At 71.1% G+C, this 17,678-nt stretch carries 15 protein-coding genes; 11 read left to right on the plus strand and 4 right to left on the minus strand.

The genetic code is table 11. From position 1 onward, the window contains the following. The first annotated feature begins 57 nt into the window (after positions 1 to 57). Positions 58 to 765, plus strand: coding sequence for a tetratricopeptide repeat protein (locus tag WMF14_RS47650; protein ID WP_437797487.1), 708 nt, complete (start codon positions 58 to 60; stop codon positions 763 to 765). A 150-nt stretch (positions 766 to 915) separates the two neighbouring features. On the opposite strand, the gene WMF14_RS47655 is transcribed toward WMF14_RS47650, so the two are convergent. Together WMF14_RS47655 and hisZ are read right to left on the minus strand one after the other, a co-directional pair. Next, the gene (locus tag WMF14_RS47655; RefSeq protein ID WP_437326509.1) at positions 916 to 2,199 is read right to left on the minus strand and encodes an adenylosuccinate synthase; all 1,284 of its coding nucleotides are present in this window, start codon (positions 2,197 to 2,199) and stop codon (positions 916 to 918) included. A 112-nt stretch (positions 2,200 to 2,311) separates the two neighbouring features. Continuing rightward, entirely contained in the window at positions 2,312 to 3,673 is a 1,362-nt protein-coding gene (gene hisZ / locus WMF14_RS47660; protein WP_437797490.1) for an ATP phosphoribosyltransferase regulatory subunit, read from the minus strand. A gap of 351 nt (positions 3,674 to 4,024) precedes the next feature. Here hisZ and WMF14_RS47665 point away from each other — a divergent pair, with 351 nt between their 5' ends. After that, a complete protein-coding gene (locus WMF14_RS47665) occupies positions 4,025 to 4,609 on the plus strand; it encodes an RNA polymerase sigma factor (protein ID WP_231864596.1) in 585 nt (194 codons plus the stop codon). Positions 4,610 to 4,718: 109 nt separating this feature from the next. Here the strand turns inward: WMF14_RS47665 and WMF14_RS47670 are convergent, their stop codons facing one another. Continuing rightward, complete coding sequence (locus WMF14_RS47670) at positions 4,719 to 5,414, minus strand: HAD family hydrolase (RefSeq protein WP_437326511.1); 696 nt, start codon at positions 5,412 to 5,414, stop codon at positions 4,719 to 4,721. 451 nt (positions 5,415 to 5,865) lie between these two features. Here WMF14_RS47670 and WMF14_RS47675 point away from each other — a divergent pair, with 451 nt between their 5' ends. The 5 genes from WMF14_RS47675 (at position 5,866) to WMF14_RS47695 (ending at position 9,532) form a co-directional block, all read left to right on the plus strand. Beyond that, on the plus strand, positions 5,866 to 6,105 hold the full coding sequence (locus tag WMF14_RS47675; RefSeq protein WP_272096616.1) for a helix-turn-helix transcriptional regulator: 240 nt from the start codon (positions 5,866 to 5,868) through the stop codon (positions 6,103 to 6,105). Positions 6,106 to 6,141: 36 nt separating this feature from the next. Beyond that, positions 6,142 to 6,297, plus strand: a complete 156-nt coding sequence (locus WMF14_RS47680) for a zinc-binding dehydrogenase (protein ID WP_437797493.1) — start codon at positions 6,142 to 6,144, stop codon at positions 6,295 to 6,297. Positions 6,298 to 6,505: 208 nt separating this feature from the next. Then, a complete protein-coding gene (locus tag WMF14_RS47685) occupies positions 6,506 to 7,096 on the plus strand; it encodes an RNA polymerase sigma factor (RefSeq protein ID WP_437326513.1) in 591 nt (196 codons plus the stop codon). Then, on the plus strand, positions 7,093 to 8,043 hold the full coding sequence (locus WMF14_RS47690; protein ID WP_437797495.1) for a hypothetical protein: 951 nt from the start codon (positions 7,093 to 7,095) through the stop codon (positions 8,041 to 8,043). Before WMF14_RS47685 ends, WMF14_RS47690 begins: the two co-directional genes overlap by 4 nt. Before the next feature lie 103 nt (positions 8,044 to 8,146). Then, a complete protein-coding gene (locus WMF14_RS47695) occupies positions 8,147 to 9,532 on the plus strand; it encodes a phosphatidylglycerol lysyltransferase domain-containing protein (RefSeq protein WP_437797497.1) in 1,386 nt (461 codons plus the stop codon). A 58-nt stretch (positions 9,533 to 9,590) separates the two neighbouring features. Here the strand turns inward: WMF14_RS47695 and WMF14_RS47700 are convergent, their stop codons facing one another. After that, positions 9,591 to 10,889, minus strand: a complete 1,299-nt coding sequence (locus tag WMF14_RS47700) for a glycoside hydrolase family 43 protein (RefSeq protein WP_437797499.1) — start codon at positions 10,887 to 10,889, stop codon at positions 9,591 to 9,593. Between the two features lie 1,170 nt (positions 10,890 to 12,059). Between WMF14_RS47700 and WMF14_RS47705 the strand changes: the two genes are divergently transcribed. The 4 genes from WMF14_RS47705 (at position 12,060) to WMF14_RS47720 (ending at position 17,544) form a co-directional block, all read left to right on the plus strand. Further along, positions 12,060 to 13,118 carry a poly(ethylene terephthalate) hydrolase family protein gene (locus WMF14_RS47705; RefSeq protein ID WP_437797501.1) on the plus strand — a complete coding sequence of 353 codons (1,059 nt, stop codon included), beginning with the start codon at positions 12,060 to 12,062 and terminating at the stop codon, positions 13,116 to 13,118. A gap of 470 nt (positions 13,119 to 13,588) precedes the next feature. Beyond that, positions 13,589 to 14,326, plus strand: a complete 738-nt coding sequence (locus WMF14_RS47710) for an alpha/beta hydrolase family esterase (protein WP_437797503.1) — start codon at positions 13,589 to 13,591, stop codon at positions 14,324 to 14,326. Between the two features lie 503 nt (positions 14,327 to 14,829). Further along, on the plus strand, positions 14,830 to 16,170 hold the full coding sequence (locus WMF14_RS47715; RefSeq protein WP_437797504.1) for a PAS domain-containing protein: 1,341 nt from the start codon (positions 14,830 to 14,832) through the stop codon (positions 16,168 to 16,170). Positions 16,171 to 16,278: 108 nt separating this feature from the next. Then, the gene (locus tag WMF14_RS47720; RefSeq protein ID WP_437797506.1) at positions 16,279 to 17,544 is read left to right on the plus strand and encodes a phosphatase domain-containing protein; all 1,266 of its coding nucleotides are present in this window, start codon (positions 16,279 to 16,281) and stop codon (positions 17,542 to 17,544) included. Positions 17,545 to 17,678: the final 134 nt, after the last annotated feature.

Raw genomic sequence — 17,678 nt, forward strand, 5'->3', positions numbered from 1 at the left:
GTTCTGCGTCACGGGCCCTGCATTGCCGTCCAGAGCGCCGGCACGGAGATACACAACATGGGCGATCCTCATCTCGCCGAGGCCGTTAGCCGCGCCAGGGAGCTCTTGAGGCGTGGAGCGTACGCCGAGGCCGAGGAGCTGCTCTCCGGGCTCATCCACGACATCGAATCGCGGTTGGGCGACCGCGCGCCGGAGCTGATCAACCCCCTTTACCAGTACGCCAGGGCTGTGAGCCAGCAGTACCCGTGGACCACGCTGCCGCATCGCGAGAGGGCCGCGCTCGAGCGCGCGTTACGGCTCGCCGTCGAGCATCACGGCGAGGAGTCGCGTCCCGCGGCGCGGATCCAGGAAGCGCTGGCGCTGAGCCTGAACTCGTCTGGAGAAGCCGAGCTGGCGTGCACCCACATGATGAATGTTGTTCGCTTCACGGAGCTAGCCCACGGAGATGGCGTCCTGCTCGCTCACGCGCTGGGCGGGCTCGCTTATATGCTGCTGGATGCCGGGCGGTGGGAGGAGGCTCTCGCGACGTACGAGCGCGCGTCCGGCATCATGAGCGGCAGAGGAGACGAGTTGGCCGAGTTCACGCTGCTGTTTGGCAAGGGCCGTTGCCTCATCGAGATGGGACGCCACGCCGACGCGGTTCCGGTCCTCGAGCGCGCGTACACGTGGTTCCTCGGGAGGTTTGGCGACAACAGGAGGGCAAAGGAGCTGCTCGCCTGGCTCGATCGTGCCCGGCTCGGAGCGGCGGGAGCCCTCGAGACGTGAGTCCGACGGCGCCCGTGCCGGGGAGTGTGCGATGTAGTCAAACTGGACGCGGTCTTGTAGCGCTCCGCCGGTGAAGGCCGGCGCCCGTTGTCTCACGGTGCCGGCCTTCTCTTCATCCCCTCGACGTGGGGCTTCGCGCTCGCTTGCCCCTCAGGCGAACGCGTTGCGCCGCACGATGGTCGCCTCGCGATCCGCGCCGACCGAGACGACGTCGACCGGCACGCCGGTCTCCTTCTCGACCATCTCCACATACTGCCGCGCCGCCGCGGGCAGCTCCGTCATGGAGCGGGCGGCGTCGATGGACTCGCTCCACTCGGCCACGGTCTCGAGCACCGGCTTGGCCGTCGCGATGTCGTCGATGGGGAACTCCCGCGTGCGCCCCGACGGCGTGTCGTAGGCGACGCAGACCTTGAGCTCCGGCATGCCGGTCAGCACGTCGAGCTTGGTGAGCGCGATGCCGTCGAGGCCGTTCACCCGCGCGGCGTAGCGGAGCGCCGGCAGGTCCAGCCACCCGGTCCGGCGCGGCCGGCCCGTCACCGAGCCGTACTCGCCGCCGACCGACCGGAGCCGCTCGCCTAGCTGGCCCTCGAGCTCGGTCGGGAACGGCCCCTCGCCCACGCGCGTGCAGTACGCCTTGGCCAGGCCGAGCACGCGGCGGATGCGCGTCGGGCCGACCCCGGCGCCGACGCACGCGCCGCCCGCGATCGCCGACGACGACGTCACGAACGGGAACGTGCCATGGTCGATGTCGAGCAACGTCCCCTGCGCCCCCTCGAGGAGCACGCGCTCGCCGCGGCGGAGAGCGCCGTCGATGAGCTGCGACGTGTCGGCGAGCAGCGGCGTGATGCGCTTCGCCAGCGGCGTGAGCTCGTCGAGGATCGCGTCGAGCGACGGCGGCTCGCCGCCCAGGGCGCGCAGCGTCGGCGTCCAGGCCTCGATCGAGCGCGACACGAGCTGCGCCAGCCGCTTCATGTCGCGCAGATCGCCGAGCCGCGCCCCGCGCCGCGACGCCTTGTCCTCGTAGCAGGGGCCGATGCCGCGCTTGGTCGTCCCGAGCCGCACGCCGTCCGCCGCCGCCGCCTCGCGGAGCGAGTCCACGAGCGGGTGGAACGGCAAGATCAGGTGCGCGCGATCCGAAACGAACAGCCGCCCCTGCGTCGAGCAGCCCCGCGCCTCCACCGCGTCGATCTCGGAGACGAGCACCCCGGGATCGACCACCATGCCCTGCGCCATCACGCAGCGGGCGTTCGAGCGGAGGATGCCGCTCGGGATGAGCCGTACGATGAGCTTCTCCCCGCCCACCACCAGCGTGTGGCCGGCGTTGGGCCCGCCGGCGTAGCGCACCACGAGGTCGGCGCTCTCCGTATAAAGGTCGACGACCTTGCCCTTGCCCTCGTCGCCCCACTGTGCGCCGACGATCACGATCGCGGTCATTCCGAAGCTCCTCTTGGATCACGTGGCCCGGCCTCGGCCCGCTCGTCACTCCGAGCGGCTCCGTCCGGGTCCAGGTTCGCCTTTACCCCAGGCTCGCTTGCCGAGCGAGCGTCTACTTGCCGCCCGGACGTCCTGCCCCCGTCTTCAGCACGATCGCCTGGGCCGCCGCGGCGTCGTCGAGGGCCGCCGGAACCTCGCCCGCGCTCGTCGCGGCCTCGCCGCCGCCGGATGTGGCCTCGACAACGAGCGCCCCGTCCCGCTCGCGCACCAGGTGGGAGAACCGCCAGGACAGCGCGTACCCCTCCGGATCCTGGTCCGGCGCGTGCGCAACGGCCGGGAGGCCCAGCCCCCGCAGCGCCGCCGCGAGCGACGCGGCGCGCTCCGGCCGCACAGCGACGAGCACCCGCAGCGCCGGCTCGTCCGCTGCGCCCGCGACGTCGCGCGCCCAGGCGATCGCGTCGAGGTTCAGCGCGAAGCCGACGGCCGGCATCGGCAGTCCGAAGCGGGAGAGCAGCATGTCGTAGCGCCCGCCCGCCGCGATCGCCTCCCCGGGGCCATCGGCGAACACGTGGAAAATCGCACCCGTATAGTACGCCAGACCGCGGAGCTCGCCGAGGTCGACCCGGAGCGCCGGGCCGAGCTCGGGGCTCGCCCGCGCCGCGTCCCAGAGCGCGCGGAGCTCGGCGAGCGGCGCCTCGGCGGGCGTGCCGGTGAGGAGGCGCGTGGCGCGGTCGAACACCGCGGCGCCGTCCGGGTCAGCCGCGCCGCCGCCCGCGAGGTCCGGCAGCGCGGCGATGGCCGCGACGATGCGGCGCGGGACGTCGGCGGCCTTCGGGCTCGCGAGCACGGCGGCGAGGCGGGAGGCGTCCTTCAGCTCGAGCACCTCCGAGAGCTCGGCCGCGAGCCCCGCCGGGACGGCGTCGAGCAGCGCGCGCGCGATCATCGCGTGGCCGAGGTCCACAACGAAGTGCTCCAGGCCGGCCTCCCGCACCGCGGAGGCGGCGAGGCGGAGGATCTCGAGCTCGCCGGCGAGCGTGCCGACGCCGTAGAGCTCGACGCCGGCCTGCGGGATCTGCCGGTGGCGCCGCGCACGCCCCTGGCGGCGGCGGAGGACGGTGCCCTCGTAGCAGAGGCGGATGGGGCGGGGCGCGTCCGCGAGCCGCGTGGCCACGAGCCGCGCGATCTGCGGGGTCATGTCCGGGCGGAGCGCCGCCACCTCGCCCGACTCGGGCTCGATGAAGCGCAGCACGTCCGCGGCGTCGAGCGTGCCGAGCCCGCGCTCGAGCACCTCGGCGAACTCGAACGCGGGCAGCGAGACCGGCTGGTAGCCGCACAGAACGAAGTGATCGAGCACACGCTTGGCGAGCGCGCGCCGGCGCCGCGCCTCCTCGGGGAGGAGATCGCGCATGCCAGCGGGCAGCGGGTGCGCCAGCGCGCGCGGCGGGGCGGAGGCGGACGGCGCTGACCGGTCCACCTCGGGCGTCGGAACGTGGCTGTTTCCCCCTCGGGGGGCTTCCCATCGCGGAGCGTCGCTGGACATCGTGGCCCCGCTTATACCGGCTGAGCACGCGGTGCGCACGTGGCGCGCACGTCCGTTGAGCTTGCCGTGGCAAGGCGTTTGCTGGTCGGTGCGCACCACCGGGCCCGTGGGCCGGAAGCGCACGCGGCGCCCTCGACGGAGAGATGGCTCATGGCTCTGACCGCCGTTCCGACCGATGTACCGAGCGCCAGCACCAGGCCTGACACTCCTCTGGCGCCGTGCGGTCTCACCCCGCCTGGCGCGGTCGGGTCGCGCCCGTCGCCCCGCGCCGCGAGCGCGGGCCCGTTGGCCGAGGTCATCTGCCGCGCGAAGGACGGTGATCGGGAGTCGCTCGACGAGCTCACGCGGCTCATCCGCCCGCACGTGGAGCGGCAGCTCGCGCGCTACCCCGTGTCCGACGAGGATCGGCTCGACCTCGTGCAGTCGACGCTGCTGCAGGTGGTGCGGACGATCCGCTCGTTCCGCGGCGACTCGAGCTTCACGACGTGGCTCTTCCGCGTGACGGCGAACGAGGCGCTCATGCTGATGCGGTCGCAGCGGCGGCAGCGCGCGCGCATCGTCGAGGGGCTCGACTTCGAGGAGCTCGGCCTCTTGCCGACGATGCGCAGCACGATCGGCGAGGACGACGCCGCGTCCGCGGCGGAGCGGGAGGCGTACGTCCGCGAGGCGCTCTGCGAGCTGCCGGACGACTACCGCGACGTGGTGCTCGCGCACTACCACGAGGACCTCGGCCTCCAGGAGATCGCGCAGAAGCTCGCCGTGAGCGAGAGCGCCGTCCGCTCGCGGCTCCACCGGGCGCGCGTGCGCCTGCGGGCGATCCTCAACGCGACCGCGTTCGGGCGCGAGATCGCCGAGGGCGTCGCGGCCTGAGGGGCGCGCGGGCAACGACGTCCTGCGCGTGCGGCGGGGAGAGAGGCTGACCGCGCGTGCAGCTCGGCCGCGCGCGCAGATCCGACGCGCACCGCCCGGAGGTGTGCAGCTAACGAACGGTGGAGAGCCTGACCGTCGCGTCGCGCCAGCGGCGGAGGACGTCCCAGAGCTCGCCCATGGTACGGAGGAGCACGTCGGGGCGGGCGTCGAGGAGCTCGTCTTGCGACGCGAAGCCGCCGAGGACGGCGATCGACCGCGCGCCCGCGCGGCGCGCGCACTCGATGTCCTGCGGGCCGTCGCCGACCATCACCATCTTGTGCGGCTGGACGCCGAGGCGCGCCGCGAGGTGGAGCAGCGGGGCCGGATCCGGCTTCTTGTCGGCGACGTCGCCGCCCGCGACCACCGCGCGGAAGCGCGCGCCGACCCCGAGCGCGGCGAGCACCGCGTCGGTGGTCGAGCGCGGCTTGTTCGTGCAGATGCAGAGCGCCAGATCGCCGAGGTCCGAGAGCCTCTCGAGCATCTCCTGCGCGCCGGGCATCCAGCGGGTGAAGTCGAGCGGGTGCCGCGCGTAGTACTCGAGGAAGTGCCGGAGGAGCTCCTCGACGCTCTCGGAGGTCTCGGGGAGCCTGGCCGCGCGCGCACACAGCGCGCGCGCGCCGTCGCCCACGTACCGGACGATCACCTGCCCGGGCAGCGGAGCCCGGCCCGTCGCCACGAGCGCATGGTTCACCGCCGCCACGATGTCGCCCCGGCTGTCGATCAGCGTGCCGTCCAGGTCGAACACGACCACCGTGGGAGTGAGCATCGCCGCAGAGCCTACGCCGGCGCCTTCGCTGACGGAAGGTACGGCGAGCACCCCGATGTCATAGAAACAGGACGTGGTGTCCGTTAATTGCGACTCTGTGTGCGAAAAAATTGACATTGACCGCGGGGTCAGTTACCCGTTCGAGGTGTCAGCAACCCCGACAGGGATCGCTGCCACCTCGAACCAGCGCGGCCGCGACGTGGGCGCCGCGAGCGCGGAGCGAGGCGAAACCGCGAGGAAACAGAGCCAGGGCCGCGCGCGAAGCGGCGCAGGCGTCCGGCGATGCGGGGCCGGATGTGTGGCGGGCGGAGCTCGTCTCCTGCGGAAGGTCGCGCTGCCTCGGAGGGCAAGATGACGTTCAAGAAATGGAACGCGGCGATCCTGCTGACTGGCCAGGCGCTGATCGCGGGCTGGCTGGTGCTCGATGTCGTGAGCGGTATCGGATAGCCCGATGGGCAAGGGGCAGCCTCAGATCACCAACGTCATCCGCGCGCTGAGGTTTCAAGCGAGCGAGATGACGCAGGCGGAGCTGGCCGAGAAGGTCGGCGTCACCCGTCAAACCATCGTCGCCATCGAGCAGGGCCGCTACTCGCCCTCCCTCGAGGTCGCCTTCCGCATCGCGGCGGCCTTCGGCGTGCCGCTCGAGCACGTCTTTCAGTGGAAGGGCGGCGCGTCGGGCGAGCGGGGTTGAGCCGCGCGCCCGTCGGGTGCCGGCGCCGGCGGCAGCGTGCGCGCCGTCATCGAACGACGCTATCCGATCGAGCGAATGGCCGAGGCCCACGCCGGTGTCGAACAAGGGCGCAAGAGAGGAAGCGTCGTTGTGATCACGAGCGCCGGCCACGACGAAGCCGCCGCGCACGGCCGTGCTCCACGCGTGAGGTGACGCGGATGCGATATGGAGAGCCCACGTCCGGCGCGCTCGTGCGCGTCGACGTGCACTAAGGACCGCAATTTGCGCTGGTGCGGCGCTCGCTCGCGGCGCACGCCCGGTGCAGCTCTTCACGAGGTCCGCGCGGTCACCCGTGCTGCTGCTCGGCGCTGGCCTGTCGATTTTGTGATCGGTTCGCCTCGATCCGGAGATTGCACAAGGCGTGAGCCGTGGTGAAGCGCTGACCCTGATGCAGCTCCCCGCCGCAGTTCCGCCCGACAGCCGGGCGGCGGCCGGGCGCCTCACCGGGCTCGTGATGGACTATTCGGCGTTCGTATGGCGCTCGCTGGTGCGGCTCGGCCTGCCGCGCGCCGACGCGGAGGACGCGGCGCAGCAGGTCTTCCTCGTGGCGGCCCGGCGGCTCGGGGACATCGAATCGGGCCGGGAGGCCGCGTTCCTGTTCAGCACGGCGCTGCGGATCGCCTCGCGCGCGCGGAGGACACAGCAGCGGCGCCGGGAGGTGCTGGAGGACGCGCCTTGCGAGCGCGTCGACCCGGCGCCGGACCCCGAGGAGATGATGGATCGCGCTCGCGCCCGCGCGACGCTCGATGCCATCCTCGACACGATGCCCCTCGAGCAGCGCGCTGTCTTCGTGTTGTTCGAGCTGGAGCAGATGACGACGGCGGACATTGCGGCGCTGCTCGATCTTCCGGCAGGCACGGTCGCGTCTCGCCTCCGCCGGGCGCGCGAGCACTTCCAGGCCGCCGTGAGGCGGATAGAGGCGCGGGCCCATTTCCGAGGTGAATCGCCATGACCGATCCCGAGCGCCTTCTGGGCCAGAAGGGGAGTGCTCTGCGAACGACGCTCCTCCGCGCGGCGCTCGACGAGAGCCCGCCGAGCGGCTTGACGCGGCGAATGCTCGTCGCGGTCGGCGTCGGGGCGGCTGTGACGGGCACGGGGGGCGCTGCCGCGGCGGGGAGCGCGGGAGCGGCGGGGAGCGCGGGCGCGGGGGCAGGGGGCGCGGCCGTGACAGGGGGCGCGGCCGCGGGGACAGGGGGCGCGGCCGCGGCGGGGAGCGCGGGCGCGGGGGCAGGGGGCGCGGCCGCGACGGGGGGCGCGGCCGCGGCGGGGGCGAGCGCCGCGCTGAAGGTGGCGGGCGGGAGCGGGATCTTGAGCGCGCTCGGGATCGGCGCGCTCGCGGGGGTGCTCACGCTCGGGGTCGCGGAATGGACGCACGTCGACGCGCCGATGCCCGCGAGGCGCGCTCAGGAGGCGGCGAGCGCGCCGGGGGCGCTCGCCGCGCCGCGCGCCCATGGCGCGGCCGAGGCGGAGCTGCACGAGCGCGTCCCGGAGGAGCAGGCGGACGAAGCTCCGCCCATGGCCGCGCCCGCCGCAACGGCTCCTGCTGCCGCGGCGGCGAGCAGCCCGCGCGCACGCGAACGGAACGCGCCGACGCTGGCCGCCGAGCTTGCGCTGCTCGACACGGCGCGGCGCGCGCTGCGACGCGGTGATCCGGCGGTCGCCCTCGCGCTCCTGGCCCGCCACGCGCGCGAGTTCCCGAGCGCTCAGCTCTCCGACGAGGCCGCCGCGATCCGCGTCGAGGCGCTGGCGCGCAAGGGAGATCGCGCGGGCGCGCACGCGGCGGCGCGGCGCTTCCTCGAGGCGCACCCGGGCAGCCCTCACGCCGATCGCGTCGAGTCGGCCGCCGGGCTCGGCGCGCGCGAAGGGTCCGCGCACGGGAGGAATGGACCCGGAGATTGATACCGGAGGGGCCTCGCCATTACGCGGCGGAACACCGCGGCCATGCGCTGCTGTTGCTCGGGGAGCATGGGCGCGCGCGACGCCGGCCACGCGCCCTTGAGGTATGCTCCGGCGGACCGTGCCGCCGCCGAACCAGCGCTCCGACCGCGAGCGCGTCCTTGCGTTGCTCAAACGCCACGGATGGAACGCGACCTCGTTCCAGACCCTGGAGTCCGACTTTCGCTACTGGTTCCATGGCGACGACGCCTGCGTGGCTTACGTCGATACCGGCGGCGCCTGGGTCGCCGCCGGCGCGCCGATCACGGCGGCCGAGCAGCTGGCCGAGGTCGCGCAGGCGTTCGTGCAGGCGGCCGCGGCGGAGGGGCGGCGGGCGTGCCTCTTCGGCGTGGAGGCGCGGTTCTGCGAGCGGGTGTCGTGGAGCGCGATGCTCGTCGGCGAGCAGCCGGTGTGGGAGCCGGCGCGCTGGGGCGGCGTGCTCCGGTCGAGCCGGAGCCTGCGCGAGCAGCTCCGCCGCGCGTGCGCGAAGGGCGTGGTCGCGCGCTCGGTGAGCCGCGGCGAGCTCGAGGACCCCGGGAGCCCGCTGCGGGGCGAGGTGGAGCGCCTGATGGCGCGCTGGTCCTCGTCGCGGCCGATGGCGCCCATGGGCTTCCTCGTGCAGCTGGAGCCGTTCTCGTTCGCGGGCGAGCGGCGCTATGTCGTGGCGGAGGCCGGAGGCGCCGTGGTCGGCTTCCTCGCAGCGGTGCCCGTGTACGCGCGGCGCGGCCTCTTTCTGGAGGACCTGCTCCGCGACCCGTCCGCGCCGAACGGCACCACGGAGCTGCTCGTCGATCAGGCGATGCGCGCCGCCGCGGCGGAGGAGCGCCTGTATGTGACGCTCGGCCTCGCGCCGCTCGCCGGGCCTGTGCGGCGCGGGCTGCGCGCGGCGCGGCGGATCGGGGCTCGCCTGTACGATTTCCAGGGGCTTTACGCGTTCAAGGCGAAGCTGCGTCCGGACGGATGGGCGCCGATTTACCTGGTGGTCCCGCCGGGCGGCCATGGCCTCGTGGCCATCTACGACACGCTCGCGGCGTTCTCGCGCGGGGGGCTCCTGCGCTTCGGGCTCGCGACGCTGCTGCGCGGGCCAGCCGTGATCTTCGAGGTGCTCGGCTGGCTGCTCGTCCCGTGGACCGCGCTGCTCGCGCTCGCGCCCGCGGCGCGGTGGTTCCCGTCACCCGCCGTGAAATGGGCGTGGGTGGCGTTCGACGTGGGCCTCGCGCCCGCCATGCTGTGGCTGAGCCGCCGGTACGGGCAGCGGCTCTCGCTGGCGCTGGCCGTGCTGGTGACCTGCGACGCGGCGCTGACGCTGGGGCAGGCGCTGCTGTTCAACGTGCCGCGGGCGCGGGGGGCGTTCGAGGCCGCGGTCGTGGCGACGGCGGTGGCGGCGCCGGCGGTCGCGGCGGCGCTGCTGTGGAGCGCGCGGATGCACAAGCCGGAGCGGCGCTTCGGATAGGCTCTCACGGGGATGAGGGCTATTCCAGGATCGTCAGAGACGGCTCGTGCCGTGCGAATCACCTGTGTGTCGGGACGATCTTTCGGATCGTCCCGTCGTCGTTGTAGTAGGCGCGATCGACGCAGGTGGATCTCCGGTAGCTGCCGCCGGTCGGCAGCGCGGCGTCGTGGTACGTGAGGTAGCTGGCCCCTTTGAACTCGAAGAGCGACTGGTGAATGGTGCTGCTGTTCGGCACCGGATCCAGGATGACGCCCCGATGTTGCCACGGCCCCTCCGGCGACGTGCTGGTCGCGTAGGAGATGCTCTCCGGGAACCCCGAAGCGTAGGTCAAATAATAGAGGCCGCCGTGCTTGGACAGATAAGGCGCCTCGGTGTAGCTGGGGATGTTCTTGAGCACGTGAATCTGGGCGCCGCCGATGCTGCGGTTCTGCATCTTCCCGCTGCCGTCGGTCGTGTAGGTCTCCCCCTTCAGGTGGATCATGTCGGCCTCGAGCTCGACCCAGTACAAGACCCCATTCCCCCAGTACATGTAGGCCCGGCCGTCGTCGTCGACGAACACCGTCGGATCGAGGTTTCGCCACGAATGGTCCGCCGTGCCGTCGGTGTCGGCCAGGAAGACGAGCGGGATCCCCCGTGCGTCCTTGAACGGCCCTTCCGGCTTGTCCGCGACCGCGACGCCGATCGAGATCCCATAAGCCGACTGCCCGCCCTGCACCGGCGCGTAGAAGTAGAACTTCGGGTTGCCGTCCTCGTCGTCGCGTTCGACCACCTGAGCGGCATTGGCGTTGCCCGTCGAGTCGCTGCCCTGAGCCCAGGAGAACACATTATAGCGAATCACCGCGCCCTTGTTCTCCCAGTGGATCATGTCGGACGATGTCCAGAGCCGCCAGTCGAACATGCGGTAGCCCTCTGCACCCTCGGCCTGCTCGTCATGGCCGGTATAGAGGTAGACCTTGTTGTTCCAGACCATGGCGGCGCCGTCCGCGGTAAAGATGTGGTCTCCGGGGCCGCTGGTCGGATCTGGCGCATCGTACTTGATGATGGGGTTGTCGAACTCTGTCGGGGGCGGCGTGCTGCCTGCGCCGCCGCCGCCATCCGCGCCGCCGCTGCCGCCTGCGCCGCCGCCGCCATCCGCGCCGCCGCTGCCCGTCGCGCCGCCGCTGCCCACCGTGCCACTGCTGACGCCCTCACCACCGCTGCCGCCTGCGCCGCTGCTGCTCGAGCTATTGCTGGAGCTCGATGACGACGTTCCTGGGCCCGAGGCCGCCGTGTCCGGCTTCTCCTCACCACCGCCGCAAGCCCCGAGCCATGCCGAAAGTACAAGACCAGCAATCAGCTTCGAACGAGCGTAGTCCATGTCGAGCACCTCCTCATCAGCCTATCCAGCACGACGACCATGGCGACGGTGAGCACCACCACGCCAAGCTGTACCGTTCGGAAGTCCGGCACCCGGCCAGTCAATGTGAGCGTTCACATTTATAGCGTCAATCGAAAACCAGCGATCCTCGATCTCGAGCAGGGCGCAGCGGCGGCCGGCCGCGGGGCCCGCGCGAGCTCTCGTGCGAGCTCGTCGGCTCTCGTCGGTTCTGGTGGACCTGGGCGGTAGAACCTGCTCGGCCTCGACCACGAAGGGGCCGCCTTCGCGCCACAGACTGCGGGGTCGAGCCGCCGGATCGCGTCAGAACGCGTGCGGCCGATCGCGCTTGACATTCCAAATGTGAACGCTCACAGGCTACCCAGGCTTACCCGATTCATCAACGGGGGCGCATCGCGCGTTCGTGTGCCCGTGTGTCCGCGCGATCGCGGTGGGGGCCGTCGACTCCACCTTCCGTCGAATTGGCCACCTATCATGACCCACACGCTACAGAAGAGGTCAGGCATGCGTTCGACGAGGATGGGACTACGCTGGCTCGACTTTCCTTCATTCGCCGCCTTGCTCGCGGCGTGGCGTGTTCCGGCGGGGACCTCGGCTCACCGGAAGGAAATGACGGCGGTGGCTCGGGCGACACCCCATCCGTGGTGACGGGCAGCGGCGGCGCAGCCCCGATGCCGGCGGCAGGAGCCACGAGCGGCGGCGCCACGTTTCGCTTGCAGGAGCCCGCGACCTCGCCGCTGCGCATGCCGCCGTGGCGCGCCGCCGACGCGCTGCCCCCCGCGGAGCTCGCCGCGGCCATCGAAGAGCTGGCCAAGCAGCGCCGTCCGCGGAGCCGCCGCGCGCCAGTTTGTGATTGACGCCGGCTGTGTGAGCGTTCACATTGATCGCTCCAGAACTTCTTCTGCCTTGCCCTGGGTAGGCCATCACGCGCATCGGGCCCCGCGTCCTCCTGCGCGTTCACCATCCACGGTCGCGCCAATGTTCCAGACGAGGCGCACGCGGGGGGAAAAGCGCAGGAGTTGGGCTCGGCTGGGGACGACATCAGGGCGCGCTCCAGGTTCGGAACGTCTGGCGATCACCAGTCTGCCAATTTCATCCTTATCGGCCTGAAGCGAGCGCTTCGCGCTGGCGTGACGCAACCAGAGGGGCATCGTGTACCACGAAAAGAAAGCCGTCAGGCACTTCCATGTCTTCTGCTTGCTCTCGAGCGTCGCGATGCTGGCGTGCGGCGAAGAGAGCGGCGGCGCGGCGCAAGCCGCGGGCGCGGGCAGCGCGAGCGTGTCAGCCGCCAGCGGGGCGTCGGCCAGCGTGACCGCTGGGTCGGGTGGCGCTGCCAGCGGCAGCGGCGGCGCCGACGTGAGCGACGGTGGAATGGGCGGAGCGGGCGCGGGCGGAGCAGGTGACGGCGGCACGGGCGGGGCAGGTGACGGAGGCGCCGGAGCGGGCGGAGCCGGCGGCTCGCCGCTCCCGCCGATCACGGATTACTCTGCCGAGGGGCCGTTCGCGACGACCGTGGAGCGGAACGCGGGGCCCAGCGGAAACCACACGATCTTCAGGCCCGAACGCCTGGGTGAGAACGGCTTCTTGCATGCGCCGATCAGCTTTGGCCCCGGGATCAATACGCAGGTGACCGCCTACACGGCTCTCCTGTCGAACTTCGCTTCTCACGGCTTCGTGGTGGTCGGCGCCAACCTCCTCACGGGCGGCCCCAACGCCCCGAACAACCTCGCGGCCATGCGCGAGGGGCTCGACTGGATCATCGCGCAAAACAGCAAGGCGGGCAGCATCTACGAGGGCAAGATCGACGTGCGCCATGCCGTTTCCATGGGCTACTCGGTCGGCGGTACCGCCGCCGTGGAGCTCGGCGGCCATGAGGCCGTGGCCACCGTCGTCTCCATCCACGGCCACGTCGCGACAGCGGCCCTGCACGGGCCCATGCTGCAGACCAGCGGAACGCAGGACACGGTCGGGCTTCCGATGCAGCAAAAGACGTACGACATGTCCCAGACCCAGACGTTCCTGGCGACGGTGATGGGCGCGGATCACGGGTACATCACGCGCGACGTGGGAGGCGTCCAGCGGCCGGCGATCGTGGCTTGGCTGCGTTACTGGATCTACAATGACACCGGTGGGAAGCACTATTTCTACGGTGATGATTGCGTGATGTGCACCTCGCCCTGGGTGAATCCCCAGCGCAAGAACTGGGAATGACCTCGCGCTGAGAAAGACGCCCGTCCGCGCCGCGCCTGCCTTGTAAAACCCCTTGGGTTGGATGCCAACCGAGGAGAGCACCCATGTCGTCCATTGTTGGCTCCGTGAGATCCGATTGCATGAACCGTCACTCGCGTTGGCTGCGGCCGATCTGGGGCGCCTTGGGCCTCTGCGCCGCGCTTAGCGTCGGCTGTAGCGACGACGCCGATGGCGGCGGATCAGCCGCCGGTGAGACCTCCGCGAGCGGCTCCGGCGGTGGCGCGGCTTCCGGTAGCACGAGCAGCGGCAATACCTCCAGCAGCAACGGGGCGACCGCGGGCTCGGGTGGAGCGGACTCGGGTGGAGCGGGCTCGGGTGGAGCCGACTCGGGTGGCGCCGGCGGCGCGGGCGGTGCCGGCACAGCCGGGGCCGGCGGCGCGGGCGGTGCCGGCACAGCTGGAGCCGGCGGCAGCGGAGGCGGGGGTGACGCGATGAAGTCCGCCGGCTGCGGCAAGACGCGCACGCTCCAGAACGGCGCTGGCTCCGTGCAGAGCGGCGGGAAGAGCCGCAAATACGCCCTGCGCGTCCCCGACGATTACGACAACGACCACCCGTACCGGCTCATCCTCTCCTTCCACGGGGCCACGGGCAACAGCGGCCAGGTTGCGCCCTCGTACTTCGGGCTCTGGTCCCTCTCCGAGGGGAGCACCATCTTCATCGCGCCCGACGCCGTCGGCGGGATCTGGTCGGCCGGCGACGATGTGACCTTCGTCGACGACATCCTCAAGCAGGTCACAGGCGATCTCTGCATCGACACCTCGCGCATCGAGCTCGAAGGCTTCAGCCAGGGAGGTGCCATGGTGTGGACGCTGGCCTGCGCGCGTCCGGACGTTTACCGCGCCGCGGTGGTCCACTCCGGCGGCGGTCTCCCCCGGCCCGCGAGCTGCCAGCCGGTCCCCTTCATGTCTTCGCTCGGCCAGCAGGAGAGCGGCGGGGCCGGACAGACCTCCAACAGCGATTTCTTCGCCAAGCAAAATGGATGCACGGTGGAGTCCCTGGCCAAGGCGCCCAGAGGCGGCCACGCCTGCTCGGACTACAAGGGCTGCTCCGAGGGGAATCCCACCCGCTGGTGTGATTACGACGGCGGCCATACTCCATCGCCGAACGACGCCGGGCAGAACATGTCGTGGATGCCCCAGGAAGTCTGGTCCTTCCTGAGTAAATTCTAGAGCGGCGGTCACCCGCTTCGGATACGGGCCCACCTCGGCGTTTTCGGTGCTCAGCTAGAGCGGCGGTCACCCGCTTCGGATACGGGCCCACCTCGGCGTTTTCGGTGCTCAGCTAGAGCGGCGGTCACCCGCTTCGGATATGGGCCCACCTCGGCGTTTTCGGTGCTCAGCGCACGAGAGTGCGCTTCCGCGCCGAAAACGCCGATCTGGGCCCGTCTCCTGTGCGGGAGACCGCCGCTCTGCAGCGCGCGAGGGGAGGACGATAGCGCGCGAGGGGAGGACGATAGCGCGCGAGGGGAGGACGATAGCGCGCGAGGGGAGGACGATGCGGCCGACGGCGGCACGAGCCCATGCACGGTGGGAGCCGTGCAGCCTGCGCCCATCCTGTCGAATAGGGAATTTCGTGAGGGGCAGCATCGTAGTGTGCCGGCCTACGGATCTTGCGTACTCTTCGGGGATGTCCATCTTGCAACCCCGAGCACGCTGTGGATACCGTCCGGCCAATGGCGGATGAGGAGCTGGGGGAGATCGAGCGGCTAAGGGCAGAGATCGCAGCGCTGCACGCGCGCGTCGAGGAGCTGGAGAGCGCGCTGGCGGAGCGGTCGAGCGGCGGCGCGGCCGAGGGAGCGGCGCAGGCCGGCGCGGCGGGCGCGGACGCTCACGCGGCCTTCGGAGCGCTCGCGTGGCTGCTCACGCCGGCGCCGGCGCTGATCCACTGGAGCCCCGATGGCACGGTGACGCGCTGGAACGATGGCGCCGAGCGTGTTTTCGGCTGGAGCGAGGGCGAGGCCGTCGGGCGCAGGCTCTCCGAGCTCGTGGGCGCAGATCCCGTGTCCCCGGACGCGGTGCGTGCGCGCCTGCTCGACTGGACGGAGAACCGGTTCGCCTCGGCCACGAGCGAGGGCACGACGAAAGACGGGCAGGCGCGCCTCTTCCGGTGGACCCACGCGGTGCTGCGCGACGACCGCGGCGGCGCGCGTGAGATCGCGGCGATCGTGGAGGACGCCAGCGACCCGCCGTGGAGGGAGCACGTGCTGCTCGGGCGGCTCCAGCTGCTCCTTCAGCTGCTGGACCACTCGCGCAATTCCATCTTCGTCAAGGACACCGAAGGGCGCTATGTCTTCGTCAACCGAGCTCACGCCGAGGTCCTCCAGCGGCACGTGTTCGAGGTCATCGGCAAGGATGAAGTCGAGTTGAGCCCCCTGGCCCCCGAGGCCATCGAGGACCTCTTGGCGAGAGAGCGCCACGTGATGGCCGGGGGGAAGGCGATGCAGTACGAAGAGAGCCTGCTGCTCGGCGACACGAGCATTCATTTCTCCACCGTCAAGTTCCCGATCCTCGACGGACGCGGCGAGCCGGTCGGGCTCGGCGGCGTCGTCACCAACATCACCTCGCTCAGGCACGCGGAGGCCGAGCGGGCCGCGCTGCAGGAGAAGATCATCGTCGCCCAGCAGGCCGCCCTCCGGGAGCTGTCCACGCCGCTCATCCCGATCGCCGACCGGGTGGTGGCGATGCCGCTCGTAGGGACGATCGACAGCGCGCGCGCAGCGCAGATCATGGAGACGCTGCTGTCCGGGATCAGCAATCAGAGCGCACACACCGCGATCCTGGACGTCACCGGCGTGCGCGCTGTCGACGAGCACGTCGCCGATGCCCTGACGCGGACCGCGCGCGCCGCCCAGCTGCTCGGCACGCGCGTGGTGCTCACCGGCGTGCGCCCGGAGGTGGCGCAGACGCTGATCACCCTCGGCGCGGATCTGTCCGGTATCACCACGCTGGGCACCCTGCAAAGCGGCATCGCGCACGCCCTCCGCCACCCGGGACACCAGCGGTCAGCAGGCTGAACCCGTCTGAAAGAGCAGAAGCTCGGACCGCCTGTCAGCCGTGTTCTTCGTCAAGCGGCGGCGGGCTCCTACCAGCGCCCGACGGATCGGTTACGTTGTCAGGACCCCATGACGATCGACACCTCTCCCGACGCGCCCATCCCGTCGGTGCTGTGGAAGCTCGACGAGATCCGGCGGCGCATGGCCTCCCACACCGATCGGGACGACGAGCGGCGGATCCTGGAGATCCTCGCGGGATCGACCGCCATCGAGCTCGACCAGCTGCTCCTCCAGCTCGATCTGCCCGCCCTGCTCGGAGACATCGACGATCGCCTCATCGGCCCCGACAACCGCACGGCGCTGCTCGAGCTCCTGACCGCCGAGCGCCTCGGTGATCTCGGGATCCCGGCGCGCGCGGCGCTCGCCTCGGCGCTGCAGCGCGGCCGCACGGGCAGCCTCGACGAGCAGGCGCTGCGCCGCCTCTGGCTCGGCACGCGCGGCGCGGATGTCACGCGGCTCAAGAACGCGCTCGACGGCCGGGGTGGCTACCGCGACCTTCACCAGCTCTTCTACCACGATATCGACGATGATGCGCTGCGCGAGGAGCTCCTCGCGCACGTCGCGCGGGAGGCGGTCTCGGCGTCTGACGCTCTCTCTGCTTCAGGTTCCGTGTCGGTGCGCGAGGTGAAGATCCTCTCCGATATCGACGACACGTTCTATGCGAACTGGAAGGACGCCCGGTACCCGAAGAAGACCGTCTATCCCGGCGTCCTGCAGTTCTATGCGGAGCTCGACCGCGGCCCTGGCCCCACGCCCGGGCGGGCCGGCGATCTGACGTTCGTCACCGCCCGCCCCGGCGATCGCCTCGGCCTCGTCGAGGACGCGACGATCAAGGCGCTCGCCGAGCGCGGTCAGCTCACCGCCAACGTGCTCACGGGCTCGTTCACCCGCCTCATCGGCAACCGCACGATCGCGGAGAAGAAGCTCGAGAACTTCCTCGAGTACCGGCGGCTGTACCCGGAGTACGATTTCGTCTTCGTCGGCGACAGCGGGCAGGGCGATATCCACTTCGGCCAGCGCATGCTCGAGCTCGCCTCGGAGGCGGTGAGAGCGGTCTTCATCCACGACGTGGTCGCGACACCCGATCTCACGCGGAGGGAGCTCGCGACCTCGGGCGTTCACCTGTTCGATACGTACATCGGCGCCGCGCTCACGGCCCTCGAGCGCGGCCTCCTCGGCCCCGAGGGCGCGGCGCGCGTGGCCGAGGCCGCGATTGCGGCGTTCGCCGCGATCCCGTTCCCGTCGCAGGCGGACCAGGAGGCGCGCCGCCGCGAGGTGGCGCGCGACGTCGCCCGGCTGAACGAGGCGCTACCTCCGTCGCTGCACATCCATTAGAGCGTGGCGACAAACGGGCTGAAACTGCCCGAAATGCGCAGAATTTCGAACCACCAAGACGCCAAAAGACGCCAAGATATTTGTTTTATTTTATGGCGTCTTGGCGTCTTATGGCGTCTTGGCGGTTCATTTCT

The sequence above is a fragment of the Sorangium sp. So ce693 genome, from assembly GCF_051521375.1.
In the GTDB taxonomy this organism is placed as follows: Bacteria; Myxococcota_A; Polyangia; order Polyangiales; family Polyangiaceae; genus Sorangium; species Sorangium atrum.